Below are 16,731 nucleotides of genomic sequence, written 5' to 3'. Positions count from 1 at the left end.
AAACTCATGAAACCATATAAAATATTGTCGCTGTTAGCACTTCTGCTTGTGGGTTGGTCGTGCACAGACGAAAACAATACCGAATATAACAAAGGCGAAGCACCGTTGGAGGTGATCGCTTCAAAAGAAACGATTGAACTGGATGCATTGAACCCCTCTGCCGAAGCAGTAAAATTTACCTGGACATCAGGAACGAACTATGGAACCGGGCTTGCTATTGATTATACTTTCCAACTGGATAAGCAGGACGGTACTTTCGAGAACGGAATAACCGTAGAAATGGGTCGTAACAACTTCGAGAAGTCATACAAAAACGAAGAACTGAATGATTTACTGATTGAAAAGTTTGGCATTACTGCTGCTGCCGAGGCTACTTTTCAATACCGGGTGATTGCTAACGTAGCATCAAATGCTATCGAACAACAAATTTCTCCGGTGCAAACACTAGGTGTAAAAACACATAAACCCATTACAAAAAACTTGTATCTTATTGGAGATGCCACCCCCAACGGATGGAATGCCGGCGAAGCTACAGAGTTGAAACCTGTAACCAATACACCCAAAGCTTTCTCGTGGACAGGGCCGCTCTCTGCCGGAGAATTTAAATTCATTACTACGCTGGGAGAATTCATGCCATCGTACAACAAAGGCGAAAATGATACCAAGTTGGTTCTTCGCGAGTCGGACGATGCTCCTGACGATAAGTTTGTTATCACAGAAGGAGGAACCTATACTATTCGTGTGAACCTGATTTCCATGGCTATCAGCATCACCAGAGGTGAAGGACCCGAGTTTACAGAACTTTGGTTTGTGGGCAATCCTACCGGATGGTCGTTCCAACCCATGACAGTGAATCCGCTTGACCCGTTTGTTTTCCACTACAACGATGACTTATCAGCAGGGGGAGAATTTAAAATAGGTACGGTAGCCGGAAGCTGGGATGCCGTGTTCTTCCGTCCTACCAATGACCAGCAAACAGAAGGAACTAAACTGGATGTTGATAAATGGGCAGGCGATCCGGATTACAAATGGAACATTACCGGCGGTGCATATAAAATTAAACTTGATACCCGCGACAAGAAGATAGATATTGTTCCTTTTACTCCTTACACCATGATTTATCTGGTTGGTGATGCTACCCCTAGTGGCTGGGATATTGGTAACGCAACACCCATGAAAGCCGGAAGTGATCCGTACATCTTTACCTGGACCGGAAACCTGAACAGCGGTGAGCTTAAATTTACACTGGATAAACAAGACGATTGGAACGGTGCATGGTTCATTGCCAGCGAAGCCGACAAAACACCTACCGGTGAAACAGAGCAAATGATTTACAACTATCCCGGAGCCGGAGTGGATTATAAATGGCGAATCAGTGAAGCGGGTACGTATACCATTGAACTGAATCAGTTGAAAGAAACAGTGAAGATAAAGAAACAGTAACAGATGTCCGTTAAGTCATCCAGAGCGAAGCGAAGGATCTCGTGGGCTACCGTAGCCCGGGAGATCTCTCACTACGTTCGAGATGACAAGCTTTTTGGACACAAAACTTAATAGCATTCTTAAAATGAAGAAAATTTATATACCAATCCTCCTTTGTCTGGCATTAATCACCGGAAGCTGTGAAGATTACTACGATACGGATAACAACCCCGTTATTTACGGCGACACCTATTTAAACGTAAACCTTACCACAGATAAGGCTTGTTACAAGCCTGGTGAAACAGTGTACTTCGAACTAAAAGAAAAACCATCAGGCAACTGGAAAGTACGCTATTCGCATTTGGGAAAACTTATCTCGGAAGAAATCCTTACTTCGGCTACATGGAGTTGGACTCCTCCGGCAGATGATTATAAAGGATATCTGGCAGATATCTATGAAGTTGTTGACGGAAAAGAAAACATACATCAAACCATTGCTATTGATGTTTCGGCCGACTGGAAAAAGTTCCCACGTTACGGATTCCTGTCTTCCTACGGCGATATTCCCGTTAATCAGATTGAAAAGAACATTGAAACACTTAACCGTTACCATATCAATGGCATCCAGTTTTACGATTGGATGCACGATCATCAGCGTCCGCTAGCAGGAACAGCAGATAATCCGTTGGCTTCCTGGCCCGATTTAATTGGTCGTACCAACTATTTTTCTACCATAAAAGGATATATTGATGCAGCCCATAACCGGGGAATGAAAACCATGTTCTACAATCTGGCTTTCGGTGCTTTAAATAATGCCGCGGCCGATGGCGTAAGAGAAGAATGGTATTTGTTCCGTGATCCTAACCACTCCGAAAAAGACAACCATCACCTCGATGCTCCTTTCCGTAGTAGCATCTACCTTACTAACCCGGCTAATACAGAATGGCAAAACTACCTGGCAGGCAGACACAATGATGTGTATAAGGTATTCAATTTCGATGGATACCACATTGACCAATTAGGCAATCGTGGAACGCTTTACGATTATAATGGCGAACCGGTTAAACTGGATGAAGTATATGGTTCGTTCATTGCTGCAATGAAGCAGGCAAATCCGGATAAACGGCTGGTAATGAATGCTGTTTCGCAATACGGACAGCAAAAAAATATTGCCGGTGCCGATGTTGACTTCCTGTACACCGAAGTATGGGATGAATCTAAAACATTTCAACAACTGGCTCAGGTTATTACAGATAACAAGAATTACAGCCAAAACACCAAGCAAACTGTTTTGGCAGCTTACATGAACTATGCACGGTCTGGTAATACAGGCTTTGTAAATACACCGGGTGTACTGTTGGCCAACGCTGTGATTTTTTCGTTTGGAGGTGCTCATCTGGAGTTGGGCGAACACTATCTGGCAAACGAATATTTTCCTAATTCCAACTTACAGATGAAAACCGAAACCCGGAAAGCATTGATGCATTATTATGATTTCCTTGTAGCTTACCAGAATCTGTTGCGCGATGGAGGAGAATTTATTAATGCCAATGTACAATCTGCTAATGGAAAGTTAGCCTTTCAAAACTGGCCTGCTTCGCAGGGAAATGTAGCAGTAGTAGCTAAAAAGTTTACAGATAGAGAGGTAATACATTTAATTAATTTTACAAATGCAAACTCTTTGGAGTGGAGGGATACCAACGGAACACAGAACGAACCAATTGAAGTACAGGATGTGGAGATAAAGGTAAAAACAGATAAAACAGTTTCCAATATATGGTTTGCTTCGCCTGATGTAAATGGGGGTGTGGCTCGCAAACTGGAATTCAATCAAACAGCCGGCGAAGTGGTAATAATGCTTCCTTCGCTTAAGTATTGGGGCATGATTGTTCTGGAATAACTATTCAAGAATGGAAGGAGGTAAAGTGAGGAGTGAGGTAGAGGAGGTAAAGTGAGGTAGAGTGAGGTAGAAGGTAGAGGAGGTAAAGTGAGTAAAGTAGTGCGATGCCGCATGGAATTCCTCTCCCTAGAGGGGAGAGGTGCCCTTTAGGGCGGAGAGGGGGGACGCAAAGATTGCGCAGCCGAATTTCCATGCGGTATGTTTTCACTCCCCGCCCCGGCCTAAAGGCCACCCCGCCCCTCAAGGGCGGGGAATTCCCTGCGGCATCGCAATTTAATCCTCTGTGTCTGTGGTGAAAATCCCTTTAGCTTGAAAATCAATCCATTACAGTACCAACGTTTTTTTGCCCTTGAGAAAAAAGTACCACGCCGGTGGTACAAAAGTATCTTAGGCAAGACACAAAAGTATCTTAGGTAAGATACAAAAGTATCACCAGTAAGATACAAAAGTATCTAAGGGAAGATACAATTATGAATAACTACATATACTAATTATGATAAAGAAACTTTGTTTATTAATAACTATAGCTCTCACCTCGGCAAATGTGATAGCTAACCAATGCATCTCCTATACCCAAAAAGGCAACGAGATCATATTTAACTGTGCAGATGGTTCCAGTCTGTCTCTTACCATCAACAGCAGTTCGGTGGTAAAAGTCTGGTTCGATCCGGCTGGTAAGTTTAATCGTAGCAACCCATCGTTTGCTGTTATCAACGAGAATCTGGAAGATGTTGGGGATATCCGTGTAAATGACGAACCCGCTTGCTACGAGGTATTTACATCTAAACTGCGCATCCGATTAAATAAAAATCCCATGCAGTTACAGATATTCGATAAATGGCAAAAGCTTGTTTTCAGTGACTTCAAAAGTAACGGCCATGTAGCCGATTCTACAGCAGTAAAAGCATACAAGGTGTTGCGCAGTGATGAGCAATTCTTTGGTCTGGGCGAAAAAACCGGACCCTTGAACCGCCGTGGTCGTTCGTATAAAATGTGGAACAGCGACCGCCCATGTTATAGCGTAACCGAAGACCCGCTTGCCAAAAGCATACCTTTCTTTATGAGTAGCTACCGTTACGGAATTTTTCTGGATAACACCTATAAAACAGAATTCAAGTTCGGAACCGAATCCGACGAATATTATTCGTTCGAAGCACCCAACGGTGCCTTTGTGTACTATTTCATTTTTGGTAAAGACTATAAAGATATACAGCAGCAGTACATTGCGCTTACCGGAAAACCCATCATGCCCCCTAAATGGGCATTAGGATTTGCTCAATGCCGTGGACTTTATACCAAAGAAACCCAAGCGCTTGAAGTAGCTGCCGAGTTCCGTAAGCGCCAAATCCCCTGTGATATTATTTATCAGGACATAGGCTGGACACAATACTTGCAGGATTTTGAATGGCGGAAAGAAAACTATACCCATCCTCGCACTATGCTTGAAACATTAAAAAGTCAAGGATTTAAAATGATTGTTTCGCAAGATCCTGTTGTTTCGCAAGCAAACAAAGCTCAGTGGAAAGAAGCCGATAGAGCCGGATATTTTGTAAAAGATGTCCGTACCGGGAAATCTTACGATATGCCATGGCCATGGGGTGGAAACTGTGGAGTGGTAGATTTTACCCTGCCCGAAGCAGCCGACTGGTGGGGGAGTTATCAACAAAAACCCATTAACGACGGAATCAGTGGCTTTTGGACAGACATGGGCGAACCTGCCTGGAGCAACGAAGAAGACATAGACCGACTGAATATGAAACACCATATCGGTATGCACGATGAGATACATAATGTGTACGGCCTTACATGGGACAAAGTGGTAAAAGAACAATTCGACAAACACAACCCCAATCGTCGTATCTTCCAAATGACACGTTCTGCTTATGCCGGACTGCAACGTTACACCTTTGGTTGGACAAACGACAGTGGCAATGGTAACGATGTACTCGAAGGCTGGGGCCAATTAGAAAATCAGGTAGCAGTAGGCATATCTGCCGGATTGGGTGGAATACCTTTCTGGACTACGGACATATCCGGCTATTGTGGAGACATTACCGATTATCCGGCCATGGGCGAATTATACACCCGCTGGATGCAATTCGGAGTATTTTGTCCTTTAAGCCGTGCCCACCACGAAGGAGACAATGCCGTAGAACCATGGATGTTTGGCGATGTAGTTGAAAAGAACAGCAAAGCAGCCATCGAACTGAAATACCAATTGTTTCCGTACTTGTACACCTATTCGCGTGTAGCACACGATACCGGATTGCCGATAACAAGAGGTTTATTTATGGAATACCCCAACAATGAGGAAGCAATTAAAATAGATAACCAATTTATTTTCGGACAGGAATTGTTAGTTGCGCCTGTACTGAAAAAAGGCGAACGGGTAAAGCGTGTATATCTTCCTGATGGCGAATGGATTGATTTTAATGATAAGAAAACCATTTATTTGGGAGGGCAAACAGTTGCCTACCGTGCGCCATTAAATACCATACCCATCTTTGTGAAGAAAGGTTCAATAATTCCCATGATGCCTGTAATGCAGTATATCCATGAGAAAAAAGAATATCCGTTGTACATACATATCTTTCCGCATTACGAGGACGAAAGCACAAGCTTCGAACTGTATGAAGACGATGGCGAAAACCTTGATTACCTGAAAGATGTATATTCAAAAACACGCTTCTCATGTACAACATTGACGGGTGGTTACTCAACAACTATCACTCCGAATGATAAAGGTTTCAGGCAAGCCGATAAAAGAGATCTTATTTTAATATACCATCTGGAAGAAAAGCCAACTACCATTACCATAGATGGAAAGAGCGCTAAATGGTCATGGAATGAAAGCACACAGGAATGTCAGGTAAAGGTGCCCGACAACAGAACCACCATAAATATATCCATTAAATAAATGTTGAAATGAAGAAAATACTGTTATTACTAAGTTTCTTTCTGTCGGGTACTATACTTGCACAGGATTTAAAATCGCCCGATGGCAACCTGAATCTGAAATTCTCTTTGCAACAAGGCGGTACACCTACCTATCAGCTTGATTACAAAGGGAAAACCGTAATTAAACCAAGCACAATGGGATTGGAACTGATAGGAAATACTACCAAAGTAGAATTTGGGGAGGAAATGAATATCAAGTCCGATACCAAAGACCCTGAAACATCATTGTATGATAACTTTAAAGTTACCAATACCCATACAACCAGCTTCGATGAAACCTGGCAACCGGTATGGGGAGAAACCCGCAACATCCGGAACCAGTACAATGAGCTGACAGTCAATCTCCATCAGGAAGGTACAGAACGGGAAATGATAATACGTTTCCGCTTGTTTAACGATGGTTTGGGGTTCAGGTATGAATTCCCGCAGCAAAAGAATCTTATCTACTTTGTTATCAAAGAAGAACGGACACAATTTGCCATGACCGGAGATCATACCGCTTACTGGATACCCGGCGATTACGATACACAAGAATATGACTATACCACTTCCCGCCTGTCGGAAATCAGCGGTTTGATGCAAGGAGCAATTACTCCCAATGCTTCACAAACACCCTTTTCGCCAACCGGAGTACAAACAGCCCTCCAACTTAAAACAGATGATGGCATCTATATCAACCTGCACGAAGCAGCTCTTATTAATTACGCGTGTATGCACCTCAATCTGGATGATAAGAACTTTGTGTTCGAGTCTTGGTTAACACCCGATGCCAACGGAACAAAAGGCCACATGCAAGCTCCGTGTAATACACCTTGGCGCACAGTAATTGTAAGTGACGATGCAAGGAGCATACTGGCTTCCAACCTCACATTGAATCTCAACGAACCATGCAAAATAAAAGATACCTCATGGATTAAACCTGTAAAATACGTGGGTGTATGGTGGGAGATGATTACCGGAAAAAGCGAATGGTCATACACTTACGATCTGCCAAGTGTGCAACTCGGCGTAACCGACTATAGCAAAGTAAAACCACATGGACGCCACGGTGCCACTACCGAAAACGTAAAACGGTACATTGACTTTGCAGCCCAGCATGGTTTCGACGCTGTTTTGGTTGAAGGGTGGAACATCGGTTGGGAAGACTGGTTTGGGAACTCCAAAGATTATGTATTCGATTTCCTGACTCCTTACCCGGACTTCAAACTTTCAGAGATACGCGATTATGCCCGCAGTAAAGGAGTAAAAATGATGATGCACCACGAAACGTCCGGTTCTATCCGTAATTACGAACGCCATCTGGATGCTGCTTATCAGTTTATGAACGATAACGGATACACATCTGTAAAATCGGGATATGTGGGCAATATGATTCCCCGTGGTGAGTTTCACTACAGTCAATGGCTGAACAACCATTACCAATACGCCATTGAAAAAGCTGCCGAACATAAAATAATGGTGAATGCCCACGAAGCCACCCGTCCAACTGGTTTGTGTCGTACGTGGCCCAACCTGATTGGCAATGAATCGGCACGCGGTACGGAATATCAGGCTTTTGGTGGTAGCAAACCCAATCATGTCACTGTTCTTCCTTTCACCCGTTTGGTTGGAGGGCCAATGGATTATACTCCCGGTATATTCGAAATGGATATAAATAAAATCAATCCAAACAATCAATCGCATGTTAACAGTACGCTGGCCAATCAACTTGCGTTATATGTAACCATGTACAGCCCATTGCAAATGGCAGCCGACTTTCCGGAACATTACGAACAATTCAGTGATGCTTTCCAGTTTATCAAAGACGTTGCACTGGATTGGGACGATAGCAAATATCTGGAGGGCGAACCGGGAGAATATATAACCGTAGCCCGTAAAGCCAAAGGTACCGACAATTGGTTTATTGGCAATGTAGCAGGAGAAAAAGGACATACTTCTAACATCACACTCGATTTCCTTGATGCCGGAAAGAAGTATATGGCTACCATCTATTCGGATGCAAAGGATGCGCATTACAAAACCAATCCGCAAGCGTATGAAATCAGGAAAGTTGTGGTAACTAATAAATCAAAGCTGAAGCAAAAGTCAGTGCCCGGGGGTGGGTATGCTGTTAGTATTGTTGCGATATAGTACAGGGGTATTCGTCTAGCTTTATTTATATCAACAAAAAGGGAGGCAACCGCTAACAGTTGCCTCCCTTTTACATATTTTGAATAACAAATTATACTTCGTTATAATCCAGAACAGTTTTCTTGTTGGCCAGAATACGATCATATTCTTCTTTAGAACCAACAATAATCTTTTCGAATTCGCGCTGTCCGGTACCGGCAGGAATCAGGTGTCCGCAGATTACGTTTTCCTTCATACCTTCCAGACGGTCTACCTTACCGTTGATTGCAGCTTCGTTCAGTACCTTGGTTGTTTCCTGGAAGGAAGCAGCCGACATAAAGCTCTGAGTTTGCAATGCAGCACGTGTAATACCTTGAAGTATCTGAGTTGATGTTGCAGGAACAGCATCACGTACTTCAACAGTTTTCATGTCGCGACGTTTCAGCATACTGTTTTCATCTCTCAGCTTACGGGCAGTAACAATCTGTCCGGGAATCATGGTTTGCGAATCACCACCGTCGATAACAACTTTCTTGCCCCAGATGCGATCATTCTCTTCCATAAAGTCGAGTTTGTCAACAATCTGTTGTTCAAGGAAACGGGTATCTCCCGGCTCGTCGATTTCAACTTTGCGCATCATCTGACGAACGATGATTTCGAAGTGCTTATCATTGATTTTCACCCCTTGCAAACGGTATACGTCCTGAACTTCGTTCACGATATATTCCTGTACAGCAGTAGGTCCTTTAATGGCAAGGATATCGGCCGGAGTTGTAGCACCATCCGATAGCGGAGTACCTGCGCGAACATAGTCGTTTTCCTGAACAAGGATCTGTTTTGAAAGAGCAACAAGGTACTTTTTCACTTCACCTGTTTTAGATGTAACGATGATTTCGCGGTTACCGCGTTTAATCTTGCCCATGGCAACTTCACCATCAATTTCGGATACAACAGCAGGGTTCGATGGGTTACGTGCTTCGAATAACTCGGTAACACGTGGAAGACCCCCTGTGATATCACCCGCTTTACCTACAGCACGTGGTATCTTCACAATAACTTCACCGGCTTTCACTCTTTGGCCGTTTTCAATTACAACGTGTCCACCCACAGGTAAGTTATACGTACGGATCAATTCTTTGTTTTCATCAAAGATGTGAGCCGATGGAAGCTTGGTCTTATCTTTCGATTCGATGATGATGATTTCGCGTAAACCGGTAGTTTCGTCCGATTCTACTTTGTATGTTACGTTTTCAATCACACCTTCGAACTCAATCTTACCAGTTGCTTCAGTGATAATAACCGCGTTAAATGGGTCCCATTTTGCAATGGTAGTTCCACTCTTCACTGTTTCATTGTCCGAAACATACAGTTTAGAACCGTAAGGAATATTTTGAGTTGAAAGAACAATTCCGGTATTGATGTCGATGAAACGTACTTCGGCCAAACGACCTACAACTACTTTTACTGTTTCGCCGGTTTCGCTATCAATAGTGTCTACTGTACGAAGTTCGTCGAATTCCAAACGAGAGTTGTTTTTGGCTATAATAGTTGCATTAGCAGCAATATTCGAAGCAGTACCCCCAGCATGGAATGTACGAAGTGTTAACTGTGTACCAGGCTCACCGATAGATTGTGCAGCAATTACACCAACCGCTTCACCTCTCTGAACCATATTATTGGTAGCAAGGTTACGTCCGTAACATTTAGCACAAACTCCTTTCTTAGATTCGCAAGTCAATACCGAACGGATTTCAACGCTTTCTATTGGAGATTGATCAATCTTCTTGGCAATGTCTTCAGTGATTTCTTCACCACCGGCAACCAGAAGTTCGGCAGTTGTTGGGTGGAGAATATCGTGTACCGATACACGTCCAAGGATACGCTCGTACATAGTAGCAACAATCTCGTCGTTGTTCTTCAGGTCGGTGGCAATAAGTCCGCGAAGTGTTCCACAGTCTTCTTCGTTAATAATAACGTCGTGCGATACGTCAACAAGACGACGAGTCAGATAACCGGCGTCGGCTGTTTTCAAGGCCGTATCCGCCAAACCTTTACGGGCACCGTGGGTAGAGATAAAGTACTCTAACACAGAAAGACCTTCTTTAAAGTTCGAAAGGATCGGGTTTTCAATGATCTGACCACCTTCGGCACCAGCCTTCTGAGGTTTAGCCATCAAACCACGCATACCAGACAACTGACGAATCTGTTCTTTAGAACCACGGGCTCCTGAGTCAAGCATCATATACACTGAATTGAATCCCTGGTCATCTGTAGAAATTGTATTCATCAGGATGTTAGATAATTCAGAGTTTACGTGTGTCCAGATATCAATAACCTGATTATAACGTTCATTATTGGTAATGAAACCCATGTTATAGTTATTGATAACCTGTTCTACTTCGTCGTAACCACGTTGAACAAGTATTTCTTTTTCTTTCGGTATAATGATGTCACCAAGGTTGAACGACAAACCACCTTTGAAGGCCATTTGGTAACCAAGGTCTTTAATACCATCAAGGAAGTCGGCTGTACGTGCTACCCCGCAGGTTTTGATAACATCACTAATGATATCGCGAAGAGATTTCTTAGATATCAGTGTGTTGATGTAACCAGCTTCGGGTGGAACGATTTCGTTTACGATTACACGTCCAACAGAAGTTTCGCGCATAACATCAACGATATTTCCTTCTTCATCAAGGTCTTTAACAATTACTTTAACCGGAGCATGAATATCTACTTTACCTTCGTTGTAAGCAATCATAGCTTCCTCTGGTCCGTAGAATGTCAAACCTTCGCCTTTGGCACCTTTTCTAATCTTGGTAATGTAGTACAAACCAAGCACCATGTCCTGTGAAGGAACAGTAATAGGAGCACCATTGGCAGGGTTAAGAATATTGTGTGAAGCCAGCATTAACATCTGTGCTTCGAGAATTGCTTCGTTGCTCAAAGGCAAGTGAACCGCCATCTGGTCACCGTCGAAGTCGGCGTTGAACGCAGTACACGACAGTGGGTGCAGCTGGATAGCTTTACCTTCGATCATTTTTGGCTGGAATGCCTGAATACCTAAACGGTGAAGAGTCGGAGCACGGTTCAATAGTACCGGATGACCTTTCATTACGTGTTCAAGGATATCCCAGATAACAGCTTCTTTGCGGTCAACAATTTTCTTGGCCGATTTTACTGTTTTTACAATACCACGTTCAATCAACTTACGGATGATAAATGGTTTGTAAAGTTCGGCAGCCATCAGTTTAGGAATACCGCATTCGTGCATCTTTAACTCAGGACCTACAACGATAACCGAACGAGCCGAGTAGTCAACACGTTTACCCAAAAGGTTCTGACGGAAACGTCCTTGTTTACCTTTCAAGCTGTCCGACAGTGATTTCAGCGGACGGTTAGCATCCGTCTTAACAGCGCTCGATTTACGTGAGTTATCGAATAATGAGTCAACAGATTCCTGAAGCATACGTTTTTCGTTACGTAAGATTACTTCGGGAGCTTTGATTTCGATAAGTCTCTTCAAACGGTTGTTACGAATGATAACACGACGATAAAGGTCGTTCAAATCCGAAGTAGCGAAACGGCCACCATCCAATGGAACCAAAGGACGAAGTTCGGGTGGAATCACCGGAACAATACGTACAATCATCCATTCGGGTTTGTTGCGTCCACGCGATGCACGGAACGATTCAACAACCTGCAAACGTTTCAAAGCTTCGTTTTTACGTTGTTGTGAAGAGTCGTTACCAGCCCGGTTTCTTAAGTCGTACGACAGTGTGTCTAAGTCAATGCGCGAAAGCAAATCGTAAATTGCTTCGGCACCCATTTTAGCAACAAACTTATTGGGGTCGCTATCTTCCAGGTATTGGTTTTCTCTTGGAAGCGTATCCAGAATGTCCAGGTATTCTTCTTCCGAGAGTAAATCATAAGTAGATACGCCGTCCTCAGCCTTTACACCCGGCTGAATAACAACATAACGCTCATAATATATAATTGAATCGAGTTTCTTGGTAGGTAATCCTAACAGATAACCTATTTTATTGGGTAGTGAACGGAAATACCAGATATGAGCTACAGGTACAACCAATTGGATATGGCCTGTACGTTCACGTCTGACTTTCTTTTCGGTAACTTCCACACCACAACGGTCGCACACAATGCCTTTATAACGGATACGTTTGTATTTTCCGCAATGACATTCGTAATCCTTGATAGGACCGAATATACGTTCGCAGAATAAACCGTCGCGTTCGGGTTTGTAAGTACGATAGTTAATGGTTTCAGGCTTCAATACTTCACCACTTGAGCTTTCCAGAATTTCTTCAGGGGAAGCCAAGCCGATTGAAATTTTTGAGAAATTACTCTTTGATTTATTTTCTTTTCTAAAAGCCATACTTTAAGAGTTATGAGTTTTGAGTTTTGAGTTTTGAGTTTGAGTTTTGAGCGTGAGTAATGGGTTTGGGATGTTATACAGCATCGTAAACTCATTACTCATTACTCACTACTCATAACTTATTCGAGGTTGACGCTTAGCCCAAGTCCTCTAAGTTCATGTAACAATACGTTCAATGATTCGGGAATACCTGGTTGAGGCATTTGTTCACCTTTAACGATTGCTTCATAAGCTTTTGAACGTCCAACCACATCATCGGATTTGATAGTCAGGATTTCTTGCAGGATGTGTGATGCACCGAATGCTTCGAGTGCCCAAACCTCCATTTCTCCGAAACGCTGTCCACCAAATTGTGCTTTACCACCAAGAGGCTGCTGAGTGATCAATGAGTATGGACCGATTGAACGGGCATGCATCTTGTCTTCAACCATGTGACCCAGTTTCAACATATAAGTCACACCTACAGTTGCAGGTTGGTCAAAACGTTCGCCGGTTCCACCATCATACAGATAGGTTTTACCGTAGCGTGGCAATTTGGCTTTATCTGTCCATTCCGACAAATCGTCCAAAGTAGCACCATCAAAGATAGGAGTGGCAAACTTGATACCAAGTCTCTTTCCGGCCGAACCCAATACAGCTTCAAATATCTGTCCGATGTTCATACGCGAAGGCACACCCAACGGATTTAATACGATATCAACCGGAGTTCCATCTTCAAGGAATGGCATATCTTCCTGACGTACGATACGCGATACAATACCTTTGTTACCGTGACGTCCTGCCATCTTATCACCAACACCGATTTTACGTTTCTTGGCAACATATACTTTGGCCATCTGAATGATACCTGCAGGAAGTTCATCACCAATGGTAATGCTGAATTTCTTACGCTTCAGGTCGGCATCCAGTTCTTTGTATTTTTTCAGGAAGTTCATTATCACATCACGGATCATGCTGTTGATTCTGGCATCATCTGTCCAGTTGCTCAATTGTACGGCATTGAAATCCATGTTGTCGAAGTCGGATACAGTGAATCTTGCATTCTTAGCAATAACTTCGGCACCGAGATAATCTTTCACTCCTTGCGAAGCTTTTCCTTCGGTTAATTTAGCCAGCTTTTGAACCAGAATTCCTCTTAGTTTAGCAACTTTCGATTCGAATTCATCGTCAATCTTCGGCAACAGAGCTTTATCAGCTAACTTAGAACTGCGGCTCTTAATTACACGCGAAAATAGTTTCTTATCTATAATAACTCCCGACAGAGATGGTGAAGCTTTCAACGAAGCATCTTTCACATCACCGGCCTTATCACCAAAGATAGCACGAAGCAGTTTTTCTTCGGGCGAAGGATCCGATTCGCCTTTTGGAGTAATTTTACCAATCAAAATATCACCCGGCTGAATACGTGCACCAACTCTTACGATACCGTTTTCGTCAAGGTCTTTTGTTGCTTCTTCGCTAACGTTAGGAATATCGGCGGTAAGCTCTTCCATACCACGTTTTGTTTCGCGTACTTCGAGCGAGTACTCTTCAACGTGAACCGAGGTAAGCAAGTCTTCGCGAACTACGCGTTCGTTCAACACAATAGCATCCTCATAGTTGTATCCTTTCCAGGGCATGTAAGCAACCAGCAGGTTCTTTCCTAAAGCCAATTCGCCTTGTTGGGTAGAATAGCCTTCGGTAAGGATATCACCTGCCAATACATGATCGCCAACTTCGCAAATAGGGCGAAGGTCGATAGTCATGTTTTGGTTAGTCTTGCGGAATTTAGGAAGTTTGTATTCTTTGCTTGCCGATTCGAAGCTTACAAATTCTTCGTCTTCTGTTCTGTTGTATTTAATACGGATGGTAGTTGCATCAACATATTCAACAATACCTTCTCCTTCGGCAGCAATCTGCGTACGCGAGTCTTTTACAAGCTGACGTTCGATACCTGTACCAACGATAGGCGATTCTGTTCTTAACAATGGAACTGCCTGGCGCATCATGTTCGATCCCATCAACGCACGGTTAGCATCGTCATGTTCAAGGAACGGAATCAACGAAGCTGCAATAGATGCAATCTGCTGTGGAGCAACGTCCATCAATTCTACCTGATCGGGCTCAACTAACGGATAATCGGCATCCTGACGCGCTTTTACACGGTTACGAATAAACTTACCGTTATCGTCGAGTGGAGCATTACCCTGTGCAATGATTTTAGCTTCTTCTTCTTCGGCAGTGAGGTAAATAATACCGTTGTCGGAAATATCTACTTTGCTGTCTTTAACTGTGCGGTATGGAGTTTCAATAAATCCAAGTTCATTGATCTTTGCATATACACATAATGAAGAGATCAAACCAATGTTTGGACCTTCAGGAGTTTCAATCGGACAAAGACGACCATAGTGTGTGTAGTGAACGTCGCGAACCTCAAATCCGGCACGCTCACGCGAAAGACCACCAGGCCCTAAGGCCGACATACGTCTTTTGTGAGTAATTTCGGCAAGCGGATTTGTTTGGTCCATGAACTGCGACAACGCATTTGTTCCGAAGAAAGTATTGATTACAGAAGAAATAGTCTTCGCATTAATCAAATCAATCGGAGTAAATACCTCATTGTCCCTAACGTTCATACGTTCGCGGATAGTACGAGACATACGAGCCAAACCAACAGCAAACTGGTTCGACAATTGTTCGCCTACTGTACGCACACGACGGTTACTTAAGTGGTCAATATCATCCACATCTGCTTTTGAGTTAATCAACTCAATCAGATATTTGATGATTTCGATAATATCTTCTTTAGTTAAAACCTTAACATCCGAGTCGGTAGTCAGATTCAATTTTTTGTTGATTCTGTAACGGCCCACATTACCAAGGTCATATCTCTTTTCAGAAAAGAACAGGTTATTGATAACCTCGCGCGCACTGGCATCATCAGCAGGGTCGGCGTTACGGAGCTGTCTGTAAATGTAAAGAACAGCTTCTTTTTCCGAGTTACTTGGGTCTTTCTGAAGAGTGTTATATATAATAGAGAAGTCGGACTGGTTTGGTTCATCCTTATGAAGAAGAATGTTCGAAACCCCCGAATCCAGAATTTCTTCAACATGTTCGGCGTCAAGTACTGTTTCACGGTCGATAATAACTTCGTTACGTTCGATCGAAACAACTTCGCCGGTATCTTCGTCTACAAAATCTTCAATCCAGGTCTTCAGAACACGAGCCGCCAATTTTCGGCCTACAGCCTTCTTCAGATTGGTCTTGTTAACTTTTACGTCTTCGGCAAGGTCGAATATTTCAAGAATGTCTTTATCATTCTCAAAACCGATTGCTCTCAATAAAGTTGTAACGGGCAATTTCTTTTTACGGTCGATGTATGCATACATAACATTGTTAATGTCTGTAGCAAACTCAATCCATGATCCCTTAAATGGGATGATACGGGCCGAGTACAGTTTTGTTCCGTTAGCATGAACGCTTTGACCAAAGAATACACCTGGCGAACGGTGAAGCTGTGACACAACAACACGTTCTGCTCCGTTTATAACGAAAGTTGCCTTATCCGTCATATAAGGAATAGGACCAAGAAATACATCCTGAATAACCGTATCGAAATCTTCGTGATCGGGGTCTGTACAATATAATTTTAATTTTGCCTTTAATGGAACACTATAAGTAAGCCCACGCTCTATACAATCTTCGATGGTATAACGCGGAGGATCAATATAATAGTCCAAAAACTCAAGAACAAAGTTATTTCTTGTGTCGGCAATAGGGAAATTTTCAGCAAATACTTTATATAATCCCTCGTTTTTACGCTTTTCGGGCGGAGTATCTAGTTGTAGGAAGTCTTGGAACGACTTCAATTGTACTTCCAGAAAATCCGGGTATTCTAGTGGATTTTTAGTCGAAGCAAAATTAACTCTTTGATTTACAGTATTTGAAGACATCTGTCAGTGAATTT

The 16,731-nt window shown here is 43.0% G+C and carries 6 protein-coding genes; 4 read left to right on the top strand and 2 right to left on the bottom strand.

The genetic code is table 11. The annotated features are described in order from the left end of the window. Nucleotides 1-6 precede the first annotated feature (6 nt). The 4 genes from D0T85_RS05105 (at nucleotide 7) to D0T85_RS05090 (ending at nucleotide 8,410) form a co-directional block, all read left to right on the top strand. The gene (locus tag D0T85_RS05105; protein WP_163210901.1) at nucleotides 7-1,443 is read left to right on the top strand and encodes a SusF/SusE family outer membrane protein; all 1,437 of its coding nucleotides are present in this window, start codon (nucleotides 7-9) and stop codon (nucleotides 1,441-1,443) included. A gap of 124 nt (nucleotides 1,444-1,567) precedes the next feature. Then, on the top strand, nucleotides 1,568-3,322 hold the full coding sequence (locus D0T85_RS05100; RefSeq protein ID WP_163210899.1) for a glycoside hydrolase family 66 protein: 1,755 nt from the start codon (nucleotides 1,568-1,570) through the stop codon (nucleotides 3,320-3,322). Between the two features lie 493 nt (nucleotides 3,323-3,815). Continuing rightward, nucleotides 3,816-6,239, top strand: a complete 2,424-nt coding sequence (locus D0T85_RS05095) for a glycoside hydrolase family 31 protein (RefSeq protein ID WP_163210897.1) — start codon at nucleotides 3,816-3,818, stop codon at nucleotides 6,237-6,239. An 8-nt stretch (nucleotides 6,240-6,247) separates the two neighbouring features. After that, complete coding sequence (locus D0T85_RS05090) at nucleotides 6,248-8,410, top strand: glycoside hydrolase family 97 protein (RefSeq protein WP_163210895.1); 2,163 nt, start codon at nucleotides 6,248-6,250, stop codon at nucleotides 8,408-8,410. Nucleotides 8,411-8,501: 91 nt separating this feature from the next. Here the strand turns inward: D0T85_RS05090 and rpoC are convergent, their stop codons facing one another. Together rpoC and rpoB are read right to left on the bottom strand one after the other, a co-directional pair. After that, on the bottom strand, nucleotides 8,502-12,785 hold the full coding sequence (gene rpoC, locus D0T85_RS05085; protein WP_163210893.1) for a DNA-directed RNA polymerase subunit beta': 4,284 nt from the start codon (nucleotides 12,783-12,785) through the stop codon (nucleotides 8,502-8,504). A gap of 119 nt (nucleotides 12,786-12,904) precedes the next feature. Next, nucleotides 12,905-16,717 (bottom strand): DNA-directed RNA polymerase subunit beta, encoded by a 3,813-nt coding sequence (gene rpoB / locus D0T85_RS05080; protein WP_163210891.1) that lies wholly within the window; start codon nucleotides 16,715-16,717, stop codon nucleotides 12,905-12,907. Nucleotides 16,718-16,731: the final 14 nt, after the last annotated feature.

The organism is Bacteroides sp. 519, assembly GCF_010500955.1.
GTDB lineage: Bacteria > Bacteroidota > Bacteroidia > Bacteroidales > Bacteroidaceae > Bacteroides.
This window is presented reverse-complemented; position numbering and strand designations above follow the sequence as displayed.